This is a genomic window from Bradyrhizobium sp. BEA-2-5 (assembly GCF_032918025.1).
GTDB lineage: Bacteria > Pseudomonadota > Alphaproteobacteria > Rhizobiales > Xanthobacteraceae > Bradyrhizobium > Bradyrhizobium pachyrhizi.
On sequence record NZ_CP136629.1, the window covers coordinates 1,107,728 to 1,131,187 of the forward strand.

Sequence of the window (23,460 nt, forward strand, 5' to 3'; positions counted from 1 at the left end):
GACCGGAGACATGCGATGAAACGCAACGAGAAGACGTGCCCGATCAGCAGGAGCGTCGCGGCCGGCCTGCTTGCCGTTGCCATCCTGGCCGGCGCGGCGATCCCGGCCATGGCACAGCAGTTTTCCGCCGACCTCGTCGCGAACAAGGACGACACGGCAACCGCCATGGGAGCCTTGCGGGTCTCCGGCGGAAAAGCACGGATCGAGACAAGCGCGCTACCCGACGGCTTCTTCCTGATCGATACGGGCAAGCCCGCGGCCTATTTCGTCCGTCCGGCCGCACGGGTTTACATGGACGCGCGGCAATCGAGCCCGCTCACCCGGATGTTCATTCCGGTCGATCCGGATGATCCCTGCCGGCAATGGCTGGCGATGGCGCAGCTGTCCGCGCCGATCGACCTCGCAACGTGGCACTGCCAGCGCGATGGAGAGGAAAGGATCGCGGGGCACGATACCGACGTCTTTCGAATCGCCGCGCCGTCCGGTTTGAGCTTTGTCGGGTGGATCGACCGCGCGCGCAGATTTCCGGTACGGATCAGGACCGCGGATGGGACGGTGATCGCTGCCGATCACATCCGCGACGAGCCACAGGCGGCGCAAACGTTTGAAATTCCCGCAGGCTTGCGCAAGTTCGACCCGCAAGCGCTGATCCGTCGGATCCAGCAGAGCGACGTATGGGTTGAGCCGTCGGCTTCGCAGTGAGCACGCCCTCCGTTACTGCGACTGCTGGCTGGTTACCGGCAGAATCCGGCCGAGCGCTGTGTAGTGCGACTGATGCACGTTGCTGTTGAACAGCGACCAGGGTTCGGCCTTTTTCAGGGCGACGGGTACGTCGAAGTGCACCAGCTGCGCAAAGTTGCGATATTCGGCCATCGCATCGTCGATACGGCCGGCGGCGACGTCGAGATCGATGCGGCGCAAGGTGAGAACGAGGTCCTTCAGGATCGCGCGCGCCGCCAGCCGCTCGTCCTTGCCACCGATCGCGGTGTTCCTGATGTCCGGGATGCGCTCGGTCAGTTCGCGCAGTTCGGCCCCGACCCCGGTCACGGCCAGTGACACCACCGCGGTGTCGGCAGCCGGGATCGCGACCTCGAGGACGCTCGCGAGCTCGAGCACCTCTTTCATCCGGAGCATGACGCCGTCCTTGTCGAACGGGCGTTCGCCGTCGCCGACCGCATTCAGATAGGCCACAAGGTCCTGGGCGTCCTGGGTCGACAGTTCGAGGTCGAACACACGATCGAAATGATCGACCACCTGTTCATAGCTGTCGTAGCGGCCATCGTGGAAATACGGGGCGTTGAAGTTGGCGTTCAGCAAAGTCGGGGTCTTCACCAGTCCACCGGATCCGACGTCGTGGCGCATCTGGTCGTTGAAGGTACCGCCCGGAACATGACAACCGGCGCAGCTCAGCTCGGCCTGCTTCGGAAACGGCTTGAAGAATAGCGCCTCGCCGCGGCGCTCGGCCAGGCTCGCCTGCGCGACAAGCCTGCCGCCGGGCGCAATCTTCGGATTGGGGAGGAAGTCGATATCGTTGATATAGGCGACGAGGCCGTCGAGAACCTCGTCGCGCGGCCTCGGACCGGAAAATTCATTGACGATGACATTATAGACGAAGTCGCGCAGCGAGGTGATGCGCCCGTCATGTCCGTAGGGGGCGAGGAAGCGGGCGCCGCGCAGGCTCGGAATCCTGACCGGATCGAGGATGCTGTTGAACGTTTTCGCGTTGAAGACAAGGCTGGTCGTATCGAAGGTGCCGGGGCGGGACGATGCGCCCGGAACGAACAGTTTCGGGTTCGATGCGCCGTTGACGTGGCAGGTGCCGCAGCTCATCTCGGCCTGACGCGCCTTGCCGCCCAGGATGGAAGGCGAGTTGAACGCAAGATCGCCGAGATTGACCAAATAGGACTTTCGTCCGCCGACGGCTTCGGAATGAAAGAGTTCGCGCGGCCGCGCCAGCGCCTCCTCGGAAAATTCGGTGCCGGCCGGCAGCACAGTCTGGTCGCCGCCGAGCGGGAACGCCGACGCGCGCAACGGGAGCAGGGCAACGACGAGCGCCAGCCACGCGACCCGTGCCGGTCTGACGCCGCGATCGGCAGCTGTCGCACGATGTTTTCCGGAGCCGGACGCCAGAATATCCCAAGCCATCGCGCGAAAACGCCCCTGTCACAAATGCATATGCGCTGCCGTGCGTTGGAAGATGTCACGGAGGTGACAGTTTCCTGTCGGCAGGATCAATGACCATCTGACTGGATAGACGAATTTTGATTGCGGTTTGATGACGCTCGATCGGCGCACCGCAACGCGGTCTGCGTTTGACAGGATGAAATTCTGTTGGTGAGCGAGCATCTTTCCGCGCGTTTGTGCGCGCGTCGAAAAACAGTCATCCCCGCGAAATGTGTTTTGCATAGCGTGTAGCTCCATTTCTATTTCTTTCTAAATCAGGAGAGCACTATGCGGCTTTGGGGAGCCATTCCGGCGCTCGCGGTTGTTGCTGGCGCCGTTGCCATCTCGCCGGTAGCAAACGCAGAGAATTTGGTCGAAAAGATCGTTGATGAGTTCAAGCACGAGATCAGGGAAGAGCTGCGCGATCTGCGGGATCGCGGCCATGAAGGCGTGCACCAGTACAAGCACATCGTCGTCATCTATCAGGAGAACCACAGCTTCGATAACCTCTACGGTCACTGGGGCGATGTCGGCCGCGACCGGATCAACGGCACATCCTATGCCGATCAGGCGCACACCCTGCAGGTTCGGCAGGACAACCAGACCGTCTATGCCTGCCTGCTGCAGAACGACGTCAACCTGACCTCTCCGTCGCCGCAACCGACCAGCTGCACCGACAATACGGGCACGGTCGCGATCCTGAGCGCCTTCAAGAACAAGCCGTTCGAGATCAACGAGTTCATTCCGACCTCGGCCACCACCTGCCCGAAGCCGCTCGGCGCTTTCGCGGCTCACGGTTTCCTCAACGGCACCGGCGCGCCCGGCGGCTGCACCGCGGACATCGTGCACCGCTTCTACAGCGAGCAGTATCAGCTGAACGGCGGCCGGCAGAATCGCTACATGACCGGCAGTGATGCGGCGGGTCTGGTGATGGGCTATTACGACACCAAGAAGCTGCCGATCTACAGCTATCTCCACGGCCACGGCGCGCCGAACTACATCATCGCGGACAGCTTCTTCCAGGGCGCCTTCGGCGGTTCGTTCCTCAACCACCAGTTCCTGGTCGCCGCGGCGGCGCCCCAGTTCGTCGGTGCCCTGAATGACGGCAGCGCCAACGACTTCCACTCGATCGTCGATGCCAACGGCATGCCGACCAGCACGCCGCTCTACACGCCGCTCTCGACCGTGAAGGATGCACAGCTGACGGCGAAGTGCAATCAGGCCGGACTGCCGGCGGGCCTCGCCTGCGGCGACTACGCGGTCAACACCACGCAGCCGTTCTATCAGCCCTATTCCCCGGGCACCGCCGACATCAAGCGCCTGCCGCCGCTGCACACGCCGAACATCGGAGATCGGCTGTCGGCAAAGCGCATCGATTGGGCCTGGTATTCGGGCGGCTGGTCGAACGCCAACGGTGACGTCGGCGCTTCGGGCTGGACCAACGGCAACGGCACAACCTGCACCGACCCGAACCATGTCTCCACGGCGGTGTTCCCGAACTGCCCGGACGTGGATTTCCAGTACCACCATCAGGCGTTCAACTACTTCGCCAACTACGCGCCCGGAACGCAGGCCCGCAAGGATCACCTGAAGGACGAGGCGGAGTTCATCCAGGCGGCGAAGACCGGCCGGCTGAAGCAGGTCAGCTTCATCAAGCCGATCGGCGAGGAAAACGAGCATCCGGGCTACACCAGCGAATCCGAAGGCAGCCAGCATCTCGTCGATCTCGTCAAGGCGATCGTCGAGGGGCCGGATGGCAAGGACACGTTGATCGTCATCACCTATGACGAGTTCGGCGGGCAGTGGGATCACGTTCCCCCGCCGCCGTTCAACCGTCATGGTGCCGAAGCCAAGGCCGCGGACCAGTGGGGCCCGGGCACTCGCATTCCGACGCTCTTGATCGCCAAGCGCTTCAACAAGTCGGGTGTTGCGCATGAGGACTTCGACACCACGTCGATCCTCAAGATGCTGGAAAAGCGCTTCGATCTCGATCCGCTGGTGACGCGCCCGGTGCGTAGCCTCTCGGCGGCGCTGAAGGCCGGCGAGGGCTGGCACTGACGCGAGGAGCGCTGCTGGCCCGCGTCAACGTCCGACGCGGGCCGGAATGCCGGCCACGCGCCCAAGTGATCGCTACACGAAGGGATCGCTACACGATCAGATCGTGTAGCGGATGGATCACGATGGCGTCCGGCGTATGGTCCGGGAAGAAATCTGTTTGATGCTCCGGGACCGGCCCAACTGCCGGCGTTCCACCAGCTGCAACTCCTTGTGCCAGCTGAAATCCAGCGGAATCGGCCTGGCGGCCGAACCACGCGAGGCTTTGATCGAATTGTAGAGGGGACGAAGCTCCCTGCTGTTCAAGGCTCGAAGGCTCCGCGAAATGAAAGGACTGCTCGGTCGTTCCGGACGTTCCGCCGTCTACAAAGGGCAAGATTGCCTGAGACAACGCCGCGTCCTCGTGGCTACTCGTTGACATCGGACTAACATCGGGCGCTGGAGCGCTGGCGCCGACCGGCGGCGCGGGGCTGTCCGGGCTGGCGGCGAATATGAAGGCGTCCATCCCCGCCGCGTGGCACTGAATATCGACCTGAAGGTTGCTCGTGGCCGCATCGCCGTCCGCATCGACCGCCGTCACATCGAACAGCAGATCCGCGTTGATGCTCGTCTTTTCGGTATAGCTGATGTTGTTGATCGCGAAGGTGGGACACCCGGCTTCCACCCGATCGTAGTCGACCTGGACTTGATTGAACGACCTGTCAACGTAAAGCGTATACGTCGTCGTCGTGGCATCAAAGGTGTAGGTGTCGATCAGCGAAGCATCCGATGTCTCCTGGACCACGAAGCCGGCACTGCCGCAGAGCGGCCTGGGAACATCGATGCAGAAGTCGTGAACGTCGGCGCTGCCATCAAGAACTTTGAGGATCACGCCGGCGGTGCCGTAGCCCCGCCATTCCGTGAGATTGAAGCCGACCTGCGACTGCTTCTCGGTGAACGCGAGATTCAACTGCTCGGCCGGGTCCATCTGCAGTCCACTGTCGCCGACCGCAATACCGCAGTCCGATGCCTTGACATCGAGCGGATGGCCGGCGCAGTCCGATCCGGTAATAACCAGTTGTCCGTCCGGAGCCGTCAATGACGGCGTGCCGCAGATCGGGGCATCAAAATCGGAGCCATGGACGGTGACGTCCTTCGACGGCCCGGCTTGCTCGAGATCAAAGCAGAATGTTCCATCCGGATCGATCAGCAACTTGAAATAAGGATCGTCCAGCCTGCCGCCGCAATCGGTAAGATACGCGTCGAGTTCGACGCCGCCGCCCACCTCATGGGTCGTATAGTAGAAGTTGTAATCATCGCCATGTCCGGTGACGTGCACCGCGGTGATGCCGTTGCCCAGGCATGATGTGGCCAGATCATATCCCGTGCAGCCGACTGGACCGTTGTGGACGGCAACGAACATCGCGGCATCGCCATCCGCGCCGAAATTGACATCGTAGGTACCTGTCGCAGTCTGATGATCCTGAGCGGCGATGAAGGTCTCCGGGAAGCTGCAAATGGTCGGGTGATCGTCCGTGATCGTCAGTTGCTTGCCGAGGTCGATGCACGCGCTCTGGAAGTCGCCGTCCTTGTCCGTGATGGTGGCAACCAGGCTTACGACGCCGGCGGTCAGCGACACGGCTTCGCCGCTGTCAGGGCCGGCGCAGGCCGGATGCGTCACCGCGCGATATTCAGTGAAGGTGACGCATCCCGTGGCCGGATCAACCGCGATGGTGAATGCCAGCGCGCCACTTGCTGTGCCGACATGGCCTTCGATCGTGTTGCCGTTCAGAACCAGCACGTCGGAGCAGCCGGTATGCGAATCGATCAGACCGGATGGGGTGCAGTCACCTCCGTTGATCGTCAGTGCATAGTGAGTCGTCGCGCCGTCGGCGCCCTGGAGCGAGGTGAACGCCGTCGAGAAATCGGCGGAAATTTTCGTCAGCGCGGCGTCCGGTGCCGAGCCCGCGACATGGTCATCCAGCGCCGTTGCCGTCAGGTGCGTCTCGCTCAGCGTCAGCGACGGAGCGGTGCAATTGGCCTGGATGCAGGGGCCATCGTCGCTGATGGCCAGTCTGCTGCCGAGGTCCAGGCCGGCGCTCTGGAAGTCGCCGTCCTTGTCCGTGATCGTGGCAGTCAGGCCCACGATGCCCGCGGCCAGCGATACGGCTTCGCCGCTGTCCGGGCTGGTGCCGAGCGGCTGCTCCACCGGCCGGTAGTCGGTGAAGGTCACGCGTCCAGTGGCCGGATCGAGCGTAATGGTGAACGCCAGTGTGCCGCTGGTCGCGCCGACGCGGCCTTCGATCGTGTTGCCGTTCAGAACCAGCAGGTCAGCGAGGCCGGTATGCGAGTCGATCAGCCCCGACGCCGTGCCGTTGCCGCCGGTGATGGTCAGCGCGTAGCGGATGGTCGCGCCATCGGCGCCTTGCACCGAAGTGAACGCCGTCGAGAAATCGGCGGAAGTCGTCGTCAGCGCCGCGTCCGGCGCCGAGCCGGCGATGTGGTCGTCCAGCGCCGTTGCCGTCAGATGCGTCTCACTCAGCGTCAGCGATGGGGCTGTGCCCGCCGCCTCGATGCGCGGGCCATCGTCCGTGATTGTCAGCTGCTTGCCGAGATCGATGCTTAGATCCTGGTACTGGCCGTCGCTCTCCGTGACCGTCGCGATCAGGTTGGCGAGGCCGGTCCCCAGCGCGATCCCTTCGCCGCTGTCAGGGCTGGTGCCCGACGATTGTTCGACCGCGCGGTGCTCGACGAAGGTCACGCGGCCCGTGGCCGGGTCAACCGTGATGGTGAACGCGAGCGCCCCGCTTGCTGCACCGACATGGCCTTCGATGGTGTTGCCGTTCAGAACCAGCAGGTCAGCGAGGCCGGTATGCGAATCGATCAGCCCTGACGCCGAACCGTTGCCGCCGGTGATCGTCAGTGCGTAGCTGACCGTCAGACCCGGTTCGGTGACGAATGCCGCTGAGAACTCGCCTGATGTCGTCGTCAGCGCAGCGTCCGGTGCCGAGCCGGCGATGTTGTCGTCCAGCGTCGTCGCTGTCAGATGGGTCTCGCTCAACGTCAGCGATGGCGCGGTTCCGATCTCGATCAAGGGGCCGTGGATGGTGAGTGTCACCGTCTGCGGGGTGCCGCCTATCGTGGTCACCGAGAAGCTGTCGGTCAGCGTGTCGCCGACATGGAGGGCTTGCACGGAGCTGTTGGCGTTGTCGAGCGTATAGGTCCACACGCCGGCCGTTGTGAGCGTGAATGAGCCGTAGCCGCCAACGCTTGTCGTCGGCGCGTTCACGGCGGTGAAGGTATTGGCGGGATCGTCGACATCGGTGTCGGTGAGCGTGCCCTTTGCGATGAGCAGGCCGGGCGAGGCATGACTGACGCCGACCGCACCCACCACCGCGCCGGCCTTGGTGCCGGAAATGATGGAGGCGTCATCGGCGCCCAGGATGCTGATGTCGAAGCTCTCGCTGGCCGAAAGCGAGCCGTCCGAGACCGTGATCACGAAGCTCTGGGTCGTGTTGGCCTTCAGCGCGTTGATTGCGGTATTGTTCGGAACGAAGGTGTAGTTTCCGGTCGCGCTGTTGAGATAGAGCGTGCCAAATGTACCGACGCTCGACACGTCGTATGTCGCCTGTCCCAGCACCGTATCGCCTGTGGCGCCTCCGCTGATGCCGAATTTCAGTGCGCCGCCCTTGATGCTGCTCGCGGAAAAGATCCCGCTCGCCGCATTGAAGTCGTCAAATATCACCGTATCGATTTCAGTCGGCCCCGCTCCGAGGTTCAGCTTCGGCGGAACCGGCGGCAGTTTGAAGAGATCATTTTTCGCGAAGGTCGCCACCGGTAGCGGCCCGAGCGTATCTTGCACCGGCGACAGCGGGGACTGCTGAATAAAATTGATCGGCAGCAGCAGTTGGCCGCCTTCGAGAGCAGGCATGCCGGACCCTTTCGATGCCGGTCCTTTCTCGAAATAGGCAAGGGTCTCCTGTTGGGCCTCCCGTAATTCCTCCATGTGCGCAGGGGAATTCGTGGCATGGTTCACGCCGACAGAGGAGCCTCTTCTGCTCAGGATGATCGTCTCTTCGGGATCCTCGACGATGATGTGACGGGGGATCGCCTCCTTGGTCACGAGTTCGAACACGCCGTGGTGGAGGTCCTTGTATTTGATGTTGTCGTCGTCCAGGAACGTGACGTTCGGCTCCGCGGCCCGGGCGTCCTCGAGCAGCGAGAAGGTGAGGGCGGCCAACGACAGCATGCCGAGGCCGCTGGCGCGGATGGTGCCAACCGGTGTGTCCGCCGTCAGGACGCCAGACCCTGCGAGCCGGCTGCCGATGAGGCGGAAGAGGCTTCTGGTTTTCGCGAACAGGCCCGGCCGCAAGCCCTCGCCGGGGTCCTGCGCGATGTCGCCCAACTCCAGCACGGTGCCGGCCGGCAAATTGAGCAACCTGCCATCGACCAGGCGGATTTCGATCCGCCCGCCGGCTCCGACCTCGATGACGTCACCCTGGCGAACGGGATCGCCAGTTACGATTTGAATCGGTATGCCGCGGGCACGCGCGATCGTGCCGCAGCCGATCGCCGTCCGAACAGTGCCAACTACGCGGGGCGGCTGGCCCAAAACGGCCATGCACGCGTCCCCGAACTCTACGCCGGACGCAACTGACATTGGCTTTTTGCCTGTTGGGCAGTTCGAGCGGAAAGTGGCGCCGCAGTCTTTTTATTTTGGCTTGGTTCGGCCACGCGGCGAAAAACCCCGCGCCGTCAGCCATAGGCTTGTCCGCTGAAACGTCCTGATTGAAACCAAATTCGGCAGTAAAAATGGAATTCCAATACTGCGGGGGAGCCTTACAAAAAGGACAGAATAGCTGTCCTTTATCGCGCGTGCAGCCCCGCAAAATTAATAGTATGATTACCATGCAAATTGTCCACTTATTAATTTTTAGTCGAACTGCGTCAGGCATTTAGGCTTGTCTGCGACAACTCGTTTGGCACTTAAGGTCCTGCGGTCTCGGCCCGGCGGTCCCGATCACCACCGAGCCACGACACGACAAGATCTTCTCGTGGAGGGGATCGTGCGCATCCATTTGATTGTTCAATTGCTTGCAAGCTTCGTCCTGGCGCTCGCAACGCTCACGCCCGGCCAGGTGCAGGGGCAAACCGAACCGGCCCAGCCCGCGGTTGAGAATATTCAACTGAAATTCATCGGAAGGGTCGTGGCCGCCACTGGTTCGGTCACGATCGAGCATCCGAGTGCAGTGGTCGTTCAGGCAGGGCTGCCCGGCAAATTGCCTCAGGCGCAGGTTGGCGATCCCGTTTATCTGGGCGACGTGGTGCAGACTGGAGCGGACGGACGCGTCGGGATCAATTTCACCGACGGCACTTCGTTCAATCTGTCGAGCAACGCCAAGATGGCGATGACCGAGTTCGTGTACGATCCGAACGGCAAGTCAAACTCGACCTTGCTCAAACTGACCAACGGCACCTTCACCTTCGTTGCCGGCAACATTGCGAAGACCGGTGACATGAAGATCGACACTCCTGTGGCAACGATGGGCATTCGAGGCACCACGCCACGCATCGAGATATCGGACGATGGAACGGTGAGGTTCGCCACGCTCGTTGAAGAGGGCAAGAGCAAGGTCAGGAAGGTCGGGACACGAACGCCGCAGCAACCTGAGCAAAACACCCTCCACAAGTTCAATCCCAACATCTGTCGAGGGTGCTAGGCCAGGCGCAGCCCGTTTCGTGCAAGCAAGGCCCGATATGAAACCTCGTGCAAGCGCCGGCGCAATTGTCAGCCTGATATCGCTTCTCGTTGCGATGCTCCCTGTGTTGCCTGCGGTCGCGCAGAACCCGAAGAAGGACAGCTATCTCCGCACTATCGGATCGTGCAGCGGCCTCGATCGCACACCGGCCGACGCGCGCATTGCTGCCTGCACGGCGCTGATCGATGCGGGGCAGGACATGACGGCGGCCGGCCTCGCGATCGCCTATAACAACCGTGGCAACGCCTACGCCGCCAAGGGAGACTACGACGGAGCCATCCGGGATTTCGATCGATCGATCGAGCTCAATCCGACCTACACCAAGCCGCTCAACAACCGCGGCGTGGCCTATCTCAGGAAGCGCGAATATGATCGCGCCACCGACGCCTTCGATCAGGCGATCAGGCTCAACCCGAACTACGGCGAGGCCTTCGCCAACCGCGCCGGCGCCTATTTGAAGAAGAACGATTATGCGCGCGCGGCGCAGGACTACGATGAGGCCATTCGCCTCGAGCCGAAGCTGGACGGGGTGTGGAACGGACGCTGCTGGAGTCGGGCCATCCTCGGCGAATTGCAGGCGGCGCTGGAAGATTGCAACAAGGCCCTTCAATCGGCGTCAGCCAACGCCGCGACGTATGACTCGCGTGGCCTGATCTATCTGAAGACCGGCGAGCTTGGCGCGGCGATCGCCGACTACAGCTCCGCACTTCGCATCGATCCCAAGCTCGCAAGCGCACTTTATGGACGCGGCCTGGCGAAGTTGAAGCAGGGTGACAAGGCCGGCGGCAATATCGACATGGCGGCGGCCAAGGCGATCCAGGGCAGCATCGGCGACGATTTCACACGCTACGGCGTGCGATAGGCGAGCGCGGCCGACGGAGCCGCAGCAAGCGGGCCGGCCCGATGCAGTCGCTGCGGGTGCGGCCAGCCGGCTAAAGCATGATCCGGAAAAGTGCGAAGCGGTTTTCCGAAAAGATCATGCTCAAACAAAGAGCTAAGGCGCGATGACGATTCAACCTAATCTCATCGCGCTTTAGTCCATGATCTCGACCGTCGCCGAACGGCCGGCGACCAGCGCGATGCGATCCGGCAGGTGGTCCAGCGCGATGCGCACGGGGATGCGCTGTGCGAGCCGAACCCAGCTGAATGTCGGATTGACGTTTGCGAGCAGGCTCGCGCCTGCCGCGCGGTCGCGATCCTCGATGCCGGCTGCGATGCTCTCTACATGTCCGGTGAGCCGCACCGGCTCGCCCATCAGCCGGATCTGCGCCTTGTCGCCGACGCGGATGCGCGCGAGCTTGGTCTCCTCGAAATAGCCTTCCACATGCAGCGTGTCGGTGTCGACCAGCGCCATCACGCCCTTGCCAGCGGTGACGTAGGCGCCCGGCCGCAGGTCCATATTGGTGATGGTGCCGTTCACCGAAGCGTGCACCTCGCTGCGATCCAGATTGAGCTGCGCGACGGCGCGGTCGGCGACCGCCTGGTCATAGGCCGCCTTGGCCTGCAGCTGGGTCGCCAGAACCTGCTCCTGCTTCTGCTGCGACACCGCATCGGTGGTCAGCGAGCTGTAGCGTTTGAGGTCGGCGTCGGCCTGATCCATCGTCGCGCGATGGCCGGCGACCGATGCATCCGCCTGCTTCAGCGCCAGGGCAAAGCGTGCGCGATCGATCCGGAACAGGATGTCGCCGCGACGCACCGGTTGATTGTCCTTGACCAGCACGTCGGTGACGAAGCCGGAGACGTCGGGGGCCACCTGGATCACGTCGGCGCGGACCCTGCCGTCGCGGGTCCATGGCGATTCCATATAGTAGACCCAGAGCGCGCGAGCGACAGCGAGCGCGGCGACGACGGCGACCGCGGTCAGCGCAACCCGACCGAGCCAGGCGAAATTCGCTTTCATGGCAGAAGCTCCGAAAGATAAACCACGACGCCGAGCAGGCATACGTACAATGCGAAATTGAACAGCGCGCGATGCCAGACCAGCCGATAGAATCCGAAGCGCTGCATGATCCGGCTCACCACTGCGCTCAGCGCATAGGCAACGATGAGCCACAGCAGCAGCGCCGGAACGAGCACGCCGTAAATGTCGAGCTCATATCTCATGCGGCGAAACTCTCCTCGGACTGCGATCGATACGCGGGTGCATCCGGAAACAGGCCGCGGCGGATGCCGACGAGGCCGAGCAATGCATCGTCCCGCGCGCGTTCATTGGGGTCCTTGACGACCGCGGTCAGCGCCGCATCGATGCATGACAACAGTTCGGCCGGCATTGCCTGGTCCGCACGGGCACGAAACGCCGCCGCGAGGTCGTCCAGCATGTCGTCGATGGCACGCACGGTGAATGCGGCGAGGCCGTAACGCGCCCTCCTCAGGTCGATGATGTTGAGCCCGATGCGTAGCTGGACCAGGCTGTCGGCATCGCGCCGGTCGCTCTCGGAGATGAAGGCGATCCGCTGGACCAACAGGCCGAGCCGATGCAGCATCAGGCCGGCAAACTGCGCGCGATCGCCGTGGCCGCGCCGCTCGGCCGCGATCGCGAGCGTCTGCCAGCTCGACGTCATCAACCGCTTGGCGATCCATTCGGCGCCGACGCCGCGCGCGATCCGCGTCACGATCTCCGCGATGACAACACCGAGGAAGAAGGCGACCGACGTGTTGGCGAAACTGGCGAAATCCGCGCTGTAGGTTGATTGCAGCGCGAGCAGCGTCGCGGTGTTGGCGGCGAGCGCCATGCCGACCGGCGCGGTTTTGGGCCGCGCGATCAAATAGCCGTACAGGAGGAAGGTCGGCGCCAGCGCCGCGATCAGGACCTCGACATGGGAGATGCCCGGCACCAGCGCGAACTGATAGATCGCGACGATGACGATCGCGACCAGTGAAAACAGGCCGAAGGCCCGGATGCTGCGCGCGGGCTCGTCCTGCGCGGCGAAGAAGGAGCAGGCGACCGCCGCCATCATCGGCGCCGAGGCGCCATCGGCCCAGCCGGTCGCAATCCACAGGCCGCAGCAGATTAGGATGGCGACCGCTGCGCCTGCGGCCGACCACAGCGCCATGCCGTGGTCGCGATGACGGACCGGTGCGGCCCCCGACTCCGGGTGGAACGCCAGCGGGACGGTGGAGATATCCCGGCCCGCAGTAATTGCATCGCCCAGCGCGCGGCAGTCGGCCGAGATGTCGACAAGCTCGCGCAGCCGGAGCAGCAGGCTGATCGTGATGATGCGCTCCCGCGGCGCGATGCCGTCGAGCGCAGATTGCCGCTCGGCGATTGCAGCGCGGATCTGCTCGCCGGATTGCCGCTGGCGGTCCTCGTCCACGATCCATGCGGCGAGATCGCCGATCAGGCGCTGCAGCTCCGGTTGCCGTCGCAGCGCCGTCTCACCGAGTGCGGCAAGCCGGTCTTCGATCGACGTGATGATCGGCAACAGCATCAGCATGCGCAGCCGGACCTCGCCGAGGCCACGCACGGTGCCGGCGTCGGCCAGCCGGTCATAGGCGACATGGGTCGCCAGCGTATCGATCTCGACGATGTCGGTTGCAAGACGAAGGCGTTGGGCCCGGCGCGTCTCGCTGGTCCCGCGGTCAAGCAGCGCGTCGCGTGACAGACGGCGCGCATCTGACAACCAGCTCCTGATACGGCCGCCCACCGCCGGCGCGACGCTGCGGGGAAACACCACCGTCGACACCAGGCTCGCACAGATGATGCCGAGCGAGATCTCCTCGACCCGTGCCAGCGCGACGTCGAAGATGCTGCCCGGGTCGGCCACCGACGGAAAGCCGATCAGTGCGACGGTATATCCGCCCAGCATGAAGACATAGCTGCGCGGCGTGCCGTCGAGCAGCGACAGATAAAGGCAGAGCCCGACCCAGAGCGCGATCGCAAGGCACAGCAGCTCCGGCGCATTGACCAGGTTCGGCACGAGGGCAACCGTGACGCTCGCGCCGACCAGCGTGCCGATCACGCGGAAGAACGCCTTCGAGCTGGTCGCGCCGGCCAGCGGCTGGGAGGTGATGTAGACCGTCGCCATCGCCCAATAGGGACGCGGCAGATCGATCGCCAAGGCGATGACGAGCGCCAGCATCGACGCCGCGAACGTCTTCAACGCGAAAATGAGATCCGCGTGGCGGACCAGGAACGGCTCTTCCGCGCGCATGATTATTTCGCCTCTACAGCGGTCGCCCGTTGCTCGATGCGCTGGAGCGTCTCGAAGGTTACCGCAAGTTCCTCGCTGCCGATATCCTTCAGCAGGCTGGCCCGCACCCGGCGCAGCACCCGGTTGATCTCCTCGACCTTGGCTTCGCCGGTAGCGGTGAGATGCAGCGTTTTGGCACGCCGGTCGGTCGGGTCCTCGCGACGCTCGACGAGGCGCTCGGACTGCAGCAGATCGATCAGCCGCACCAGTGAAGGCCCCTCGATTCCCAGTTCATCGGCCAGCACGCCTTGCCGGACGTTTTCCCCCTGGCGCGACAACACCAGCAGCGGAATCGCCGTCGCGTAGGACAGGCCGTGGTCGGACAAGGCCTGATCCGACTCGCGACGCCAGATCCGGGCGAGCCTGGTCACAAGGCGGCCGATCTCGGCGTGGATATGGGATTGCGAAGGCATGCAAATTAGATAGGATACGAACTATTAGCATGCAATGATATACTGCGAACATCGCGGACGATCACGCGAATGCGATCCTGCGTGAGGAAGCGTCAGTATTTCTGCACGGTCGATCGGAAGGCGATCCAGAATGCGACCGACAGAAGCCCCAGTCCGCCGAGCGCCAGGAAGGCTGGGCCATAGCCGACCCATTGCGCAATCCAGCCGCCGAGCGCGGGGCTGAGCGAGGCGCCGATTCCCTGAACCGTGATGACGGCACCTTGTCCGAGATTGACGCGGCCGGTTCCGTTCAACGATCGCGCCACCATCCCGGGCACGGCGACGCTTTGCAGGCCTGCGCCGATGCCGTCGAGGATCTGCACGGGCAGCACGCTCCACCAGCCGGAGAGGAAGCAAGTGAGCACGCCGCGCACCGGCAAGGCCAGGAACGACAGCAGCAGGACAGACCAGTAGTTTCGGCGCTCGGCGGCGTGCATGCCGGCGATCGAGGCAACAATCATCACCGCCTGAGCCACCACGATCGTGGTCGCGACGAAGCTCGGGCCGTCGGCGTGACCACCGGCAACTGCAGCAAGGCCGTAGAGCGGCACGATCGCCGCGTTACCGAGGTGGAACGCGGCCAGTGCGACGGCAAGCACCAGTAACGGCTTGTGCTTGACCAGCACGGAGAGGCCGCTGGGCTGGCTGTCCGGATCTTCTTCCTTGCCGCGCGCGGCACCGTGATCGATGCTGCCGGGCGGGACCAAGAGCACGCAGGCGATCGTGATCGCGCCGAACAGGGCGGCGAGCACGAAGACCGCCACATAACCATACTGCCAGCCGAGATAGCCCGATGCTGCGGCACCGACCATGTTGCCGGCATGGTTGAACGCCTGGTTGCGGCCGTTCTGCCGGTTGAACCCACGCTGCTTGACGATGCCGAGCGTGATGCCGGTGACCGCCGGAACGATTGCGGCGCCCGCGATCGAGGTGGCGACCTGGGACAGCGCGACAGCCCAGAAACTTTGCGACATCAGGATGACGGCCGATGCCACCACGACCGCAATGCCGGGAACGATCACCCATGCTCGCTTGTGGTTCGTGGTATCGATGAAGCCCCCGATCGGGGTCGTGATCAGCATGCCCGCGACGTTGCCGATGGTCATGGCGGTGCCGATCAGCCCGCTGGCCCAGCCGCGCTCCTGCAGAAAAACCCCGACGAACGGCCCGATGCCCGACTGCATGTCGGCCATGAAGAAGTTCACGGCCAGCAGCGGCCACAGGCGTGCAGGAGACGTTCTCGCTTTACGGTGGGGCATAATTCACGAACGCGCAGGACCGCGGAAACGAAGCGACGATGGACCGACAGTTCTGCGCAACCGCTCACGCCACACTGTGCATGGCGGCCGGCGGTGCGATTCTCCGTTCTGCGCAAGACGGCCGGGCAACGTCACGGCGCAAGCGTGTGCCGGACCAAATCGCCCAAGTCAGTCTTTTTATCGCATCAGCACGTAGACGACGACGATGACGGCGAGCGCGATGATCGCAGACGTGATCATCATGCCGTAGGGACGTACCTGTCTGCCTTGGGTCGTCTCTGCCGTGCTTGCGGGAGCTGGTTCAGCGGGCCCTTCTCGGACCATGGTTGGCGTCCTGCTTGTCACACCTCTATTCCGACGCGGCTGACGCAGCTTCGTTCCTAAATGGTGTCCGGGCCGGGTGCGCGCTTAGGAACCTCGCTCCGAACGCGCTGTTGAGGCTTCTTTCGGAGGCACGAAAGATGCACCAGGTCGCGACAGTCGCCACGCATTCGGCCAACCCGGCCTCGACGGCGCGGGTCGGTATGCATCCGATCCATCCCATGCTGGTGCCGTTTCCGATCGCGTGCTTCGTCGGGACGCTGGTGACCGATATCGCATACTGGCAGACCGCCGAGATGCAGTGGGCCAACTTCTCGGCCTGGCTGTTGTTCGCGGGGTTGATCATGGGTGGTCTCGCCGCGATCGCCGGCCTGATCGACTTCCTGAGCAATCGCCTGATCCGCCGGCTGGGCTATGCCTGGCTGCACATGATCGGCAATGTGATCGTGATGCTGCTCGCGCTGTTCAACGCCTTCATCCACAGCCGCGATGCCTGGACCTCCGTGGTGCCGACCGGACTGGTGCTGTCGGTGCTGACCGTCCTCGTGATGCTGTGCACGGGCTGGCTCGGCTGGGCCATGGTCTATCGCTACCGGGTCGGAGTGGCGGGCTGATGCGGATCGACCTGACCAATGCCACGCACCTCAAACTCGCGATGACGCTGCTGGCCGGGCTGTGCCTCGCAGGCTGCAGCAAGGAGACGGCACCTGACCCGAAAACACAGGTCGGTGGGCGTCCGGACCTGCCGGCGCTCGAGCAGTATCTGATGCCGCCGATGCACGTCGCCTCCGTGGTCGGATGGAAGCAGGGCGAGAAGCCCAAGGTGCCGGACAGCTTGCAGATCAATGCGCTCGCCACCGGCCTGCAGCATCCGCGGTCGCTCTATGCGCTGCCCAATGGCGACATCCTGGTGGTCGAGTCCAAGGCGCCGGGGACCGAGCCGATCAAGCGGCCAAAGGACTTCATCATGAAATGGGTGGAGTCCTGGGCGACCTCCGGCGGCGATACCGGTGCGAGCAATCGCATCACGCTGCTGCGCGACAGCAATGGTGACGGCGTGCCGGAGACGCAAAGCGTGTTCCTCGACCATCTCAATTCGCCGTTCGGCGTCGCGCTGGTCGGCAACGATCTCTATGTCGCCAACACCGACGCGATCGTCCGATATCCCTATCATGAGGGCGATACCAAGATCACCGAGCCGGGGCAGACCCTGACGGAGCTGCCGGGCGGACCAATCAACCATCACTGGACCAAGAGTCTGGTGGCGAGCCCCGACGGCTCGAAGCTCTATGCCGGCGTCGGCTCCAACAGCAACATCACCGAGAACGGCATGGAGGCCGAGCACAATCGCGCTGCGATCCTCGAAGTCGATCGCGCCAGCGGCCGCTGGCGCGTGTTCGCAAGCGGTCTGCGCAACCCGAACGGCCTCAGCTTCGAGCCGCAGACCGGCGCGCTGTGGACGGTGGTGAACGAGCGCGACGAGCTCGGCCCCGATCTCGTCCCCGACTACATGACCTCGGTGAAGGACGGCGGCTTCTACGGCTGGCCCTACAGCTATTTCGGCCAGCACGTCGATCCCCGCGTCAAGCCGGAGCGGCCGGATCTCGTCGCCAAGGCGATCGTGCCGGACTATGCCCTGAGCTCGCATGTCGCACCGCTCGGGCTCGCCTTCAACACCGGCGCCGGTCTGCCGGCCGCCTATCGCGGCGGCGCGTTCGTCGGCGAGCACGGCAGTTGGAACAGGCATGTGCTCAACGGCTACAAGGTCGTGTTCGTGCCGTTCGCCGACGGCCATCCGAACGGGCCGGCGCAGGACGTCGTCACCGGATTCCTCGGCGAGGACGAAAAGTCCCGCGGCCGGCCGGTGGGATTGGCGATCGACAAATCCGGCGCGCTGCTGATCGCGGACGACGTCGGCAACACGGTGTGGCGCGTGACCGCCTCGGGGCGGCTCTGACGGCGCTCCCGCTGTCTCACCCGCACACGCAAGCGATTGGAGAACACCATGAGCGACAGCACGATCAAGAAAGTATCGGTCAGCACGTCCCGGAAGGGCACGATGGGCCAGACCTATCTGGTGTCGGGCAGGCGCGTTGCCATGCGGCTTTGGGACAACGAACAGCCGCGACCGGGCGCTTCCGATCGGCGCGACTACGAGACGGTTGGGTATGTCATCAGCGGTCGCGCCGAATTGACCCTGGAGGGGCAGACCATCCGCCTGCAGCCGGGCGATTCCTGGCTCGTGCCCGCCGGGTCCGAGCACCGTTATCGCATTCTCGAGCCGTTCACGGCCGTCGAAGCCACCGCGCCACCGGCGCAAGTGCACGGTCGCGACGAGTCCAAGTCATAGAGGCGCACGGTGTCGAACATGCTCGAAGAAAAGCTCAGGGATGCGATCATCGGCGAATTGAAGCGCCAGGCCGCCAATCGGCCGGATCTGCTCCGCGTGCTGGATGCCGGGGAACTGTCGGTCAGCGGCACGATCGACCTCGATGCACTGGTCATGGTGATCGCAGGCTCGGTTGCGGGCGGACCTTGAGCGCGGCCGGTTAGGAACACATCGGGATACAGATGCTTCTGTTCTTGAGGAGATTGTCATGAGCAGAAAGCCTGTAACGCAGGATTCTGGACGCTCGAGCGACTGGGGTTCCCACGTGCAAACCGACAAGCCGTGGAAGGGAAACCCGGAGAAGGAGCAGCGCTCTGGGGATGCGAAGCGCTCCGGAGACGAGGAGCCGGACCTGGAAAAGTGGCATGAATCGAACACGCATTGATGCGCGGAGCGAGCGAATGTCCGCCTTTCACTTTGCGATCGTGAATGATGAGCGTGTGATCGATGCAACCGGTCAACCGGTTGCCGACCGCGATGAAGCCATCGCCGTCGCCAAGCGGCTCGCCATCGACCTTGCCGAGACCCGACAGGAATATCTGGGACGCGGCTACTACATCTCGGTGATCGGCGGCGACGCCCGCGAAATTCACCGCGAAAGCATCGATAGCGCCGCGAAGAGCGGATGAACGATGCCGCCCCGGCGGGCGGCAAGAGAGCAAGGCTTCGAGAACAAGGCTTCGAGAACAAGGCTTGGAGAGACCGAATGGATATGGGCCTTGAGATCATCTACGGCATCGGAGCGCTCGTGCTGCTGACCGCTTTGATCTTCGGCGTGCTTCAACACCATTTTCGCAGCAGGCGCGCGGTGCAGGTCGGCGAGGAGGTTGTCCGCAAGCGATACAAGCGGAATGAGACCTGACGCAGCGCCGCTGGCGCAAGGAGGAGACGATGGGATTGGCTCAATATGCGGTGATTGCGGCCGGCGAGGAATGGGGCGTCCTGCACGACGGCAACCTCAACGGCGGATACGCCACCAAGGAAGCTGCATTCGAATCGGCGGCGGCCGCCGCGGCACTGGCGATCAGGATGGGGCACGAGGTCCACGTCAGCGTTCCCGGACGCGAGGAGGGGGAAGCGGCCCTCACCAAGCGACCCGCCTGATCCGAATCACAGCAGTACGGCTTGCATTCGGTGATGGCGCGCGCCAGCGCGCTCTACGGATCGAGCTCAGTATCCCAGTAGAGATAATCTAGCCAGCTCTCGTGCAGATAGTTCGGCGGAAACAGCCGGCCGTTGCGATGCAGCTGATGCACGGTCGGGGCGTAGGGCGTCTGCTTCGGAAACATCTTTGCCTGCGCCGGGGTGAGATTGCCCTTGCGCAGGTTACACGGCGAGCACGCCGCGACCACGTTCTCCCAGGTGGTCTGGCCGCCTTTGCTGCGCGGGATGATGTGATCGAAAGTGAGGTCTTCGGGCGAGCCGCAATATTGGCAGGCGAAACGATCGCGCAGGAAGACGTTGAACCGGGTGAAGGCGGGGTGGGTGGTCGGCTTGACGAAGGATTTGAGCGAGACGACGCTCGGCAGCTGGATTTCGAAGGAAGGACTTCGTACCGCCCGGTCGTAATATTCGACGATATTGACGCGGTCGAGGAACACCGCCTTGATCGCGTCCTGCCACGACCACAACGACAGTGGGTAGTAACTCAGCGGCCGGAAGTCCGCATTCAGCACCAACACCGGCCAACTGCCTTGCGAGACATGTGCGTTCAAGTAACGCTCCCGGCCTCCAATATACGCTGCGAAGCAGCATGTATTGACATACTACATGCAGCGTGACGGGATTGTGAAGAGCAATGAGCGGCTTATCCGCCGCGCCCTGCCATGTTCCTGCCCCGATTGCCTCCCGCCCGCGAGGCCCGTAAAGGGAGCCGCAAGGCCCTGTCGGCCAGTGACGGACCCTGCCGATGACCACGACCTCAAGCTATCTCGAGGCGCCGCGCCGGTTGCGCGCGTTCGTGCGCGCGCACGAGACGAGCCTTGTGGTGCTAGCGGTGCTGATCGGCGCCATTGGCGGCCTCGTGGTGGCGGTCATGAGCGGCCTCGTCACGGTGCTGCATTCGGTGCTGTTCAATCTGCCGCTCGGCGACCGCTTGTCGAGCCAGCCCGGCATCGATCCCGTGCGCGCGCTCGTGGTTCCCACGATCGGCGGCCTGCTGCTTGGATTTGCGTTCCTTCTGTTGCTCCGGGTCCGGCCGGCCCGCGAAATCGACCCGATCGAGGCCAACGCGCTTTATGGCGGGCGGATGTCGTTCCGCGGCAGCGTGATCGTGGCGCTGCAGACGATCTGGTCGAGCGGCGTCGGCGGCTCGGTCGGGCTCGAGGCCGGCTACACCCAGCTCTCCAGCGGCCTCGCCGCCTCGCTTGGACGCGGCTTTCACCTCCGCCGCAACGACCAGCGAATCATGGTCGGCTGCGGCGCGGCGGCGGCGATCGCCGGTGCCTTCAGCGCGCCGCTTGCGGGCGCGTTCTACGCTTTTGAACTTGTGATCGGCGGCTATACGCCGGCCAGCCTGACCCCGGTCGGCGTGGCGGCGGTGACCGGCTACTTCGTCGCCCATGCCTTCGAGCCGTTGCCGCTCGGCGTCGGCGTCGGAACCGTCGGCGATGTGCTCGGGCGGGATCTTGCGATCGCCGCGCTGCTCGGCATGGTCGCGGCGCTGACCGGCATCGCGATCATGCGCGGGGTCACGCTGTGCGAGGCGCTACTGACCAAGAGCCGGCTCTGGCCGCCGTTGCGGCCGGCGCTCGGCGGGCTTGCGGTCGGCGCGATGGCGCTGCTGACGCCGCAGGTGATGTCGTCGGGCCATGGCGCGCTGCGCTTCGCGGGCATCGTGGCGATGCCGCTTGCCTTCATCGCCGGCGTGTTCGCGCTGAAGGCGGTTGCCTCGATCGTTTCGCTCGGCTCCGGCTTCCGCGGCGGATTGTTCTTCGCCACGCTGTTCATGGGCGCGCTCGGCGGCCGGCTGTTCGCCGCCGGCGTCGACATCGTGTGGCCGGGGCTGAACCTCGACCCCAACGCCTATGCGGTGATCGGCATGAGTGCGTTGTCGGCCTCGGTGATCGGCGGCCCGCTCACGATGTCGTTCATCGCGCTGGAATCCACCGGCAACCTCTGGCTCACGACCGCGGTGCTGGTCGCGGTCATCATCTCGACCACGATCACGCGCGAGCTGTTCGGCTATTCGTTCTCGACCTGGCGGCTGCATCTGCGCGGCGAGACCATCCGCAGCGCCGCCGATATCGGCTGGATCCGCGATCTCACGGTCGGCAAGATGATGCGGCAGGACATGACGACGGTGAACGCCGCGATGCCGATCGAGGCGTTCCGCGAGGAATTCCCGCCGGGCTCGAAGACCCAGGTCGTCGCGGTCGACGGCGAGGGGCATTACGCGGGGCTTGCGCTGGTCGCCGAAGCGCATGCGCCCGATCTCGAGGCCGACAAGGGACTTGCCGCCATTCTGCGCTACGCCGACGTGGTGCTGCATCCCGGCATGAACGTGCAGGAGGCGATCGCGGTGTTCGACGCGGCCGAAGCGGAATCGCTCGCCGTGGTCGAAGGCGACGGCGACCGGCGGCCGATCGGCCTGCTCACCGAAGCGCACGCGATGCGGCGCTACGCGGAAGAATCCGAGCAGCGCCGCCGCGAGGTGATCGGCGAGATTTGAGGGCCGTGTGGCAGGTACAGGTCGATATAATCTGCCCAACCCGTCATCCCCGCGCAAAGGCTTCGCCTTTGTCGCTGGAGGTGCGAGCGCTTGCGAGCCTCGAAGGTTGAACGGCCACTAGCCGGGCCGTCGACCCTTCGAGACGCGCGTAAGAGCGCGCTTCTCAGGGGGGGCGGTGATGCGGTGGAGCTCAGGTCGGAATTTTTTCCAGCTTCTGCAGGCACCGCGTCGTGCGGACCGCGGCCGGCATCTCCTCGTCCGGAAAGCTGCTCTCCCAGTTGGTGACGCCGACCTCGCCGACATAGATGTCGCCGCGGGAATCCAGCGCGATGCCGTGCGGCGCCAGAAATTTTCCGGTCTCGACGCCGGGGCCTTGCTCGCCGCCGAGGCGCGCGATGCGCTTTCCGGTGTGATCGACGATCGACAGTCGCGGGCCGAGATTGGGCACATTGCGGTTGATGGCGAGGCCGGGGCCGAGCTCGCCGATGACGAAGGTCGGGCTCTTCCCGCCGCCGCAGCAGCACAGCGCGCAAGGCCGGTGCAGATTGTTCCACTGCGCCTCATACTTGCCCTCGCCGTTGAACACCTGCACGCGGTGGTTCTCGCGGTCGGCGACATAGACCCAGCCGTCGGCATCGGTCGCGATGTTGTGCACGATGTTGAACTGGCCGGGGTCGGTGCCGGGCTCGCCCCAGCTTTTGATCAGCTTGCCGTCAGGGGTGAATTTGTGCACGCGCGCATTGCCGTAGCCGTCGGAGACGTAGATCTCGCCCTTCGGCGACAGCGCGGTGTGGGTGCAGCGGTGGAACGGCTCGCCGCTCATGAACGGCGCCGGCTTTGCGGGGATGCCGATCGTGAGCAGGACCTTGCCGTCGGTGGTGCATTTGCGCACCGTGTGGTCGCCGTCATCGGTGCAATAGAGGTTGTCGTCGGCATCGATGTGCAGGCCATGCGCACGGGAGAACAGTCCTTCGCCCCAGCTGCGCAGGAAATTGCCGGCGCGGTCCAGCACCACCATCGGATGGGCGCCGCGGTTGAAGACGTAGACGCGGTTCTTGCTGTCGACCGCGACGGAGGCGACATCGGTCAGGCTCCAGCCGTCGGGGAGTTTTGCGAAGTTCTCCACCACGCGATAGCGGTGTTCGCCGGTGCCGAGGGTGGTTGGCATAAGATGTCTCCTCTCGGGTGTCGTTCCGGGGCGCGGAACCTCGAGATTCCGGGTT

Annotated in this window: 23 protein-coding genes; 13 read left to right on the forward strand and 10 right to left on the reverse strand. The window is 64.1% G+C overall.

Annotated elements, in window-relative coordinates:
• Positions 1 to 15 precede the first annotated feature (15 nt).
• On the forward strand, positions 16 to 702 hold the full coding sequence (locus RX327_RS05030) for a hypothetical protein (protein WP_244482457.1): 687 nt from the start codon (positions 16 to 18) through the stop codon (positions 700 to 702).
• A 12-nt stretch (positions 703 to 714) separates the two neighbouring features.
• On the opposite strand, the gene RX327_RS05035 is transcribed toward RX327_RS05030, so the two are convergent.
• Positions 715 to 2,145 carry a cytochrome c peroxidase gene (locus tag RX327_RS05035; RefSeq protein WP_028333646.1) on the reverse strand — a complete coding sequence of 477 codons (1,431 nt, stop codon included), beginning with the start codon at positions 2,143 to 2,145 and terminating at the stop codon, positions 715 to 717.
• A 306-nt stretch (positions 2,146 to 2,451) separates the two neighbouring features.
• Here RX327_RS05035 and RX327_RS05040 point away from each other — a divergent pair, with 306 nt between their 5' ends.
• Positions 2,452 to 4,221: an alkaline phosphatase family protein gene (locus RX327_RS05040; RefSeq protein WP_028333645.1), complete on the forward strand. Its 1,770-nt coding sequence runs from the start codon at positions 2,452 to 2,454 to the stop codon at positions 4,219 to 4,221.
• An 88-nt stretch (positions 4,222 to 4,309) separates the two neighbouring features.
• Here the strand turns inward: RX327_RS05040 and RX327_RS05045 are convergent, their stop codons facing one another.
• A complete protein-coding gene (locus RX327_RS05045; protein WP_082190727.1) occupies positions 4,310 to 8,857 on the reverse strand; it encodes a DUF5801 repeats-in-toxin domain-containing protein in 4,548 nt (1,515 codons plus the stop codon).
• Between the two features lie 406 nt (positions 8,858 to 9,263).
• Between RX327_RS05045 and RX327_RS05050 the strand changes: the two genes are divergently transcribed.
• Positions 9,264 to 9,917, forward strand: coding sequence for a FecR domain-containing protein (locus RX327_RS05050; protein WP_410712139.1), 654 nt, complete (start codon positions 9,264 to 9,266; stop codon positions 9,915 to 9,917).
• A gap of 37 nt (positions 9,918 to 9,954) precedes the next feature.
• A complete protein-coding gene (locus tag RX327_RS05055; RefSeq protein WP_050386321.1) occupies positions 9,955 to 10,818 on the forward strand; it encodes a tetratricopeptide repeat protein in 864 nt (287 codons plus the stop codon).
• 171 nt (positions 10,819 to 10,989) lie between these two features.
• Here the strand turns inward: RX327_RS05055 and RX327_RS05060 are convergent, their stop codons facing one another.
• The 6 genes from RX327_RS05060 to RX327_RS05085 all read right to left on the reverse strand — a co-directional run bounded on the left by RX327_RS05060 (position 10,990) and on the right by RX327_RS05085 (position 16,181).
• A complete protein-coding gene (locus tag RX327_RS05060; protein WP_317249649.1) occupies positions 10,990 to 11,856 on the reverse strand; it encodes an HlyD family secretion protein in 867 nt (288 codons plus the stop codon).
• Positions 11,853 to 12,059 (reverse strand): DUF1656 domain-containing protein, encoded by a 207-nt coding sequence (locus RX327_RS05065; RefSeq protein ID WP_050386323.1) that lies wholly within the window; start codon positions 12,057 to 12,059, stop codon positions 11,853 to 11,855. The genes RX327_RS05060 and RX327_RS05065 overlap by 4 nt, the downstream gene beginning before the upstream one ends.
• A complete protein-coding gene (locus RX327_RS05070; protein ID WP_317249650.1) occupies positions 12,056 to 14,107 on the reverse strand; it encodes an FUSC family protein in 2,052 nt (683 codons plus the stop codon). The genes RX327_RS05065 and RX327_RS05070 overlap by 4 nt, the downstream gene beginning before the upstream one ends.
• Positions 14,108 to 14,109: 2 nt before the next feature.
• Positions 14,110 to 14,559 (reverse strand): MarR family winged helix-turn-helix transcriptional regulator, encoded by a 450-nt coding sequence (locus RX327_RS05075; RefSeq protein WP_050386325.1) that lies wholly within the window; start codon positions 14,557 to 14,559, stop codon positions 14,110 to 14,112.
• A 92-nt stretch (positions 14,560 to 14,651) separates the two neighbouring features.
• Positions 14,652 to 15,791: an MFS transporter gene (locus RX327_RS05080; RefSeq protein ID WP_317249651.1), complete on the reverse strand. Its 1,140-nt coding sequence runs from the start codon at positions 15,789 to 15,791 to the stop codon at positions 14,652 to 14,654.
• Positions 15,792 to 16,034: 243 nt separating this feature from the next.
• Positions 16,035 to 16,181: a hypothetical protein gene (locus tag RX327_RS05085; protein ID WP_317249652.1), complete on the reverse strand. Its 147-nt coding sequence runs from the start codon at positions 16,179 to 16,181 to the stop codon at positions 16,035 to 16,037.
• Between the two features lie 137 nt (positions 16,182 to 16,318).
• Between RX327_RS05085 and RX327_RS05090 the strand changes: the two genes are divergently transcribed.
• Genes RX327_RS05090 through RX327_RS05125 form a run of 8 tightly spaced genes read left to right on the forward strand, consistent with a single transcriptional unit; the run spans position 16,319 to position 19,671 of the window.
• On the forward strand, positions 16,319 to 16,792 hold the full coding sequence (locus RX327_RS05090; RefSeq protein WP_050386327.1) for a DUF2231 domain-containing protein: 474 nt from the start codon (positions 16,319 to 16,321) through the stop codon (positions 16,790 to 16,792).
• Positions 16,792 to 18,135 carry a sorbosone dehydrogenase family protein gene (locus RX327_RS05095; RefSeq protein ID WP_317249653.1) on the forward strand — a complete coding sequence of 448 codons (1,344 nt, stop codon included), beginning with the start codon at positions 16,792 to 16,794 and terminating at the stop codon, positions 18,133 to 18,135. The genes RX327_RS05090 and RX327_RS05095 overlap by 1 nt, the downstream gene beginning before the upstream one ends.
• A 48-nt stretch (positions 18,136 to 18,183) precedes the next feature.
• A complete protein-coding gene (locus RX327_RS05100) occupies positions 18,184 to 18,528 on the forward strand; it encodes a cupin domain-containing protein (RefSeq protein WP_050386329.1) in 345 nt (114 codons plus the stop codon).
• An 18-nt stretch (positions 18,529 to 18,546) separates the two neighbouring features.
• Positions 18,547 to 18,717: a hypothetical protein gene (locus RX327_RS05105; RefSeq protein ID WP_092080478.1), complete on the forward strand. Its 171-nt coding sequence runs from the start codon at positions 18,547 to 18,549 to the stop codon at positions 18,715 to 18,717.
• A 58-nt stretch (positions 18,718 to 18,775) separates the two neighbouring features.
• Positions 18,776 to 18,952 (forward strand): hypothetical protein, encoded by a 177-nt coding sequence (locus RX327_RS05110; RefSeq protein ID WP_167350422.1) that lies wholly within the window; start codon positions 18,776 to 18,778, stop codon positions 18,950 to 18,952.
• Positions 18,953 to 18,968: 16 nt separating this feature from the next.
• The gene (locus tag RX327_RS05115; RefSeq protein WP_038377383.1) at positions 18,969 to 19,196 is read left to right on the forward strand and encodes a DUF6894 family protein; all 228 of its coding nucleotides are present in this window, start codon (positions 18,969 to 18,971) and stop codon (positions 19,194 to 19,196) included.
• The gene (locus tag RX327_RS05120) at positions 19,193 to 19,429 is read left to right on the forward strand and encodes a hypothetical protein (protein WP_152977797.1); all 237 of its coding nucleotides are present in this window, start codon (positions 19,193 to 19,195) and stop codon (positions 19,427 to 19,429) included. Before RX327_RS05115 ends, RX327_RS05120 begins: the two co-directional genes overlap by 4 nt.
• Before the next feature lie 29 nt (positions 19,430 to 19,458).
• The gene (locus RX327_RS05125) at positions 19,459 to 19,671 is read left to right on the forward strand and encodes a hypothetical protein (protein WP_028333636.1); all 213 of its coding nucleotides are present in this window, start codon (positions 19,459 to 19,461) and stop codon (positions 19,669 to 19,671) included.
• Positions 19,672 to 19,724: 53 nt separating this feature from the next.
• On the opposite strand, the gene RX327_RS05130 is transcribed toward RX327_RS05125, so the two are convergent.
• Positions 19,725 to 20,282 carry an HNH endonuclease gene (locus RX327_RS05130; protein ID WP_317249654.1) on the reverse strand — a complete coding sequence of 186 codons (558 nt, stop codon included), beginning with the start codon at positions 20,280 to 20,282 and terminating at the stop codon, positions 19,725 to 19,727.
• 194 nt (positions 20,283 to 20,476) lie between these two features.
• Between RX327_RS05130 and RX327_RS05135 the strand changes: the two genes are divergently transcribed.
• Entirely contained in the window at positions 20,477 to 22,237 is a 1,761-nt protein-coding gene (locus RX327_RS05135) for a chloride channel protein (RefSeq protein ID WP_317249655.1), read from the forward strand.
• Positions 22,238 to 22,427: 190 nt separating this feature from the next.
• On the opposite strand, the gene RX327_RS05140 is transcribed toward RX327_RS05135, so the two are convergent.
• Entirely contained in the window at positions 22,428 to 23,405 is a 978-nt protein-coding gene (locus RX327_RS05140) for a peptidyl-alpha-hydroxyglycine alpha-amidating lyase family protein (protein ID WP_317249656.1), read from the reverse strand.
• Positions 23,406 to 23,460: the final 55 nt, after the last annotated feature.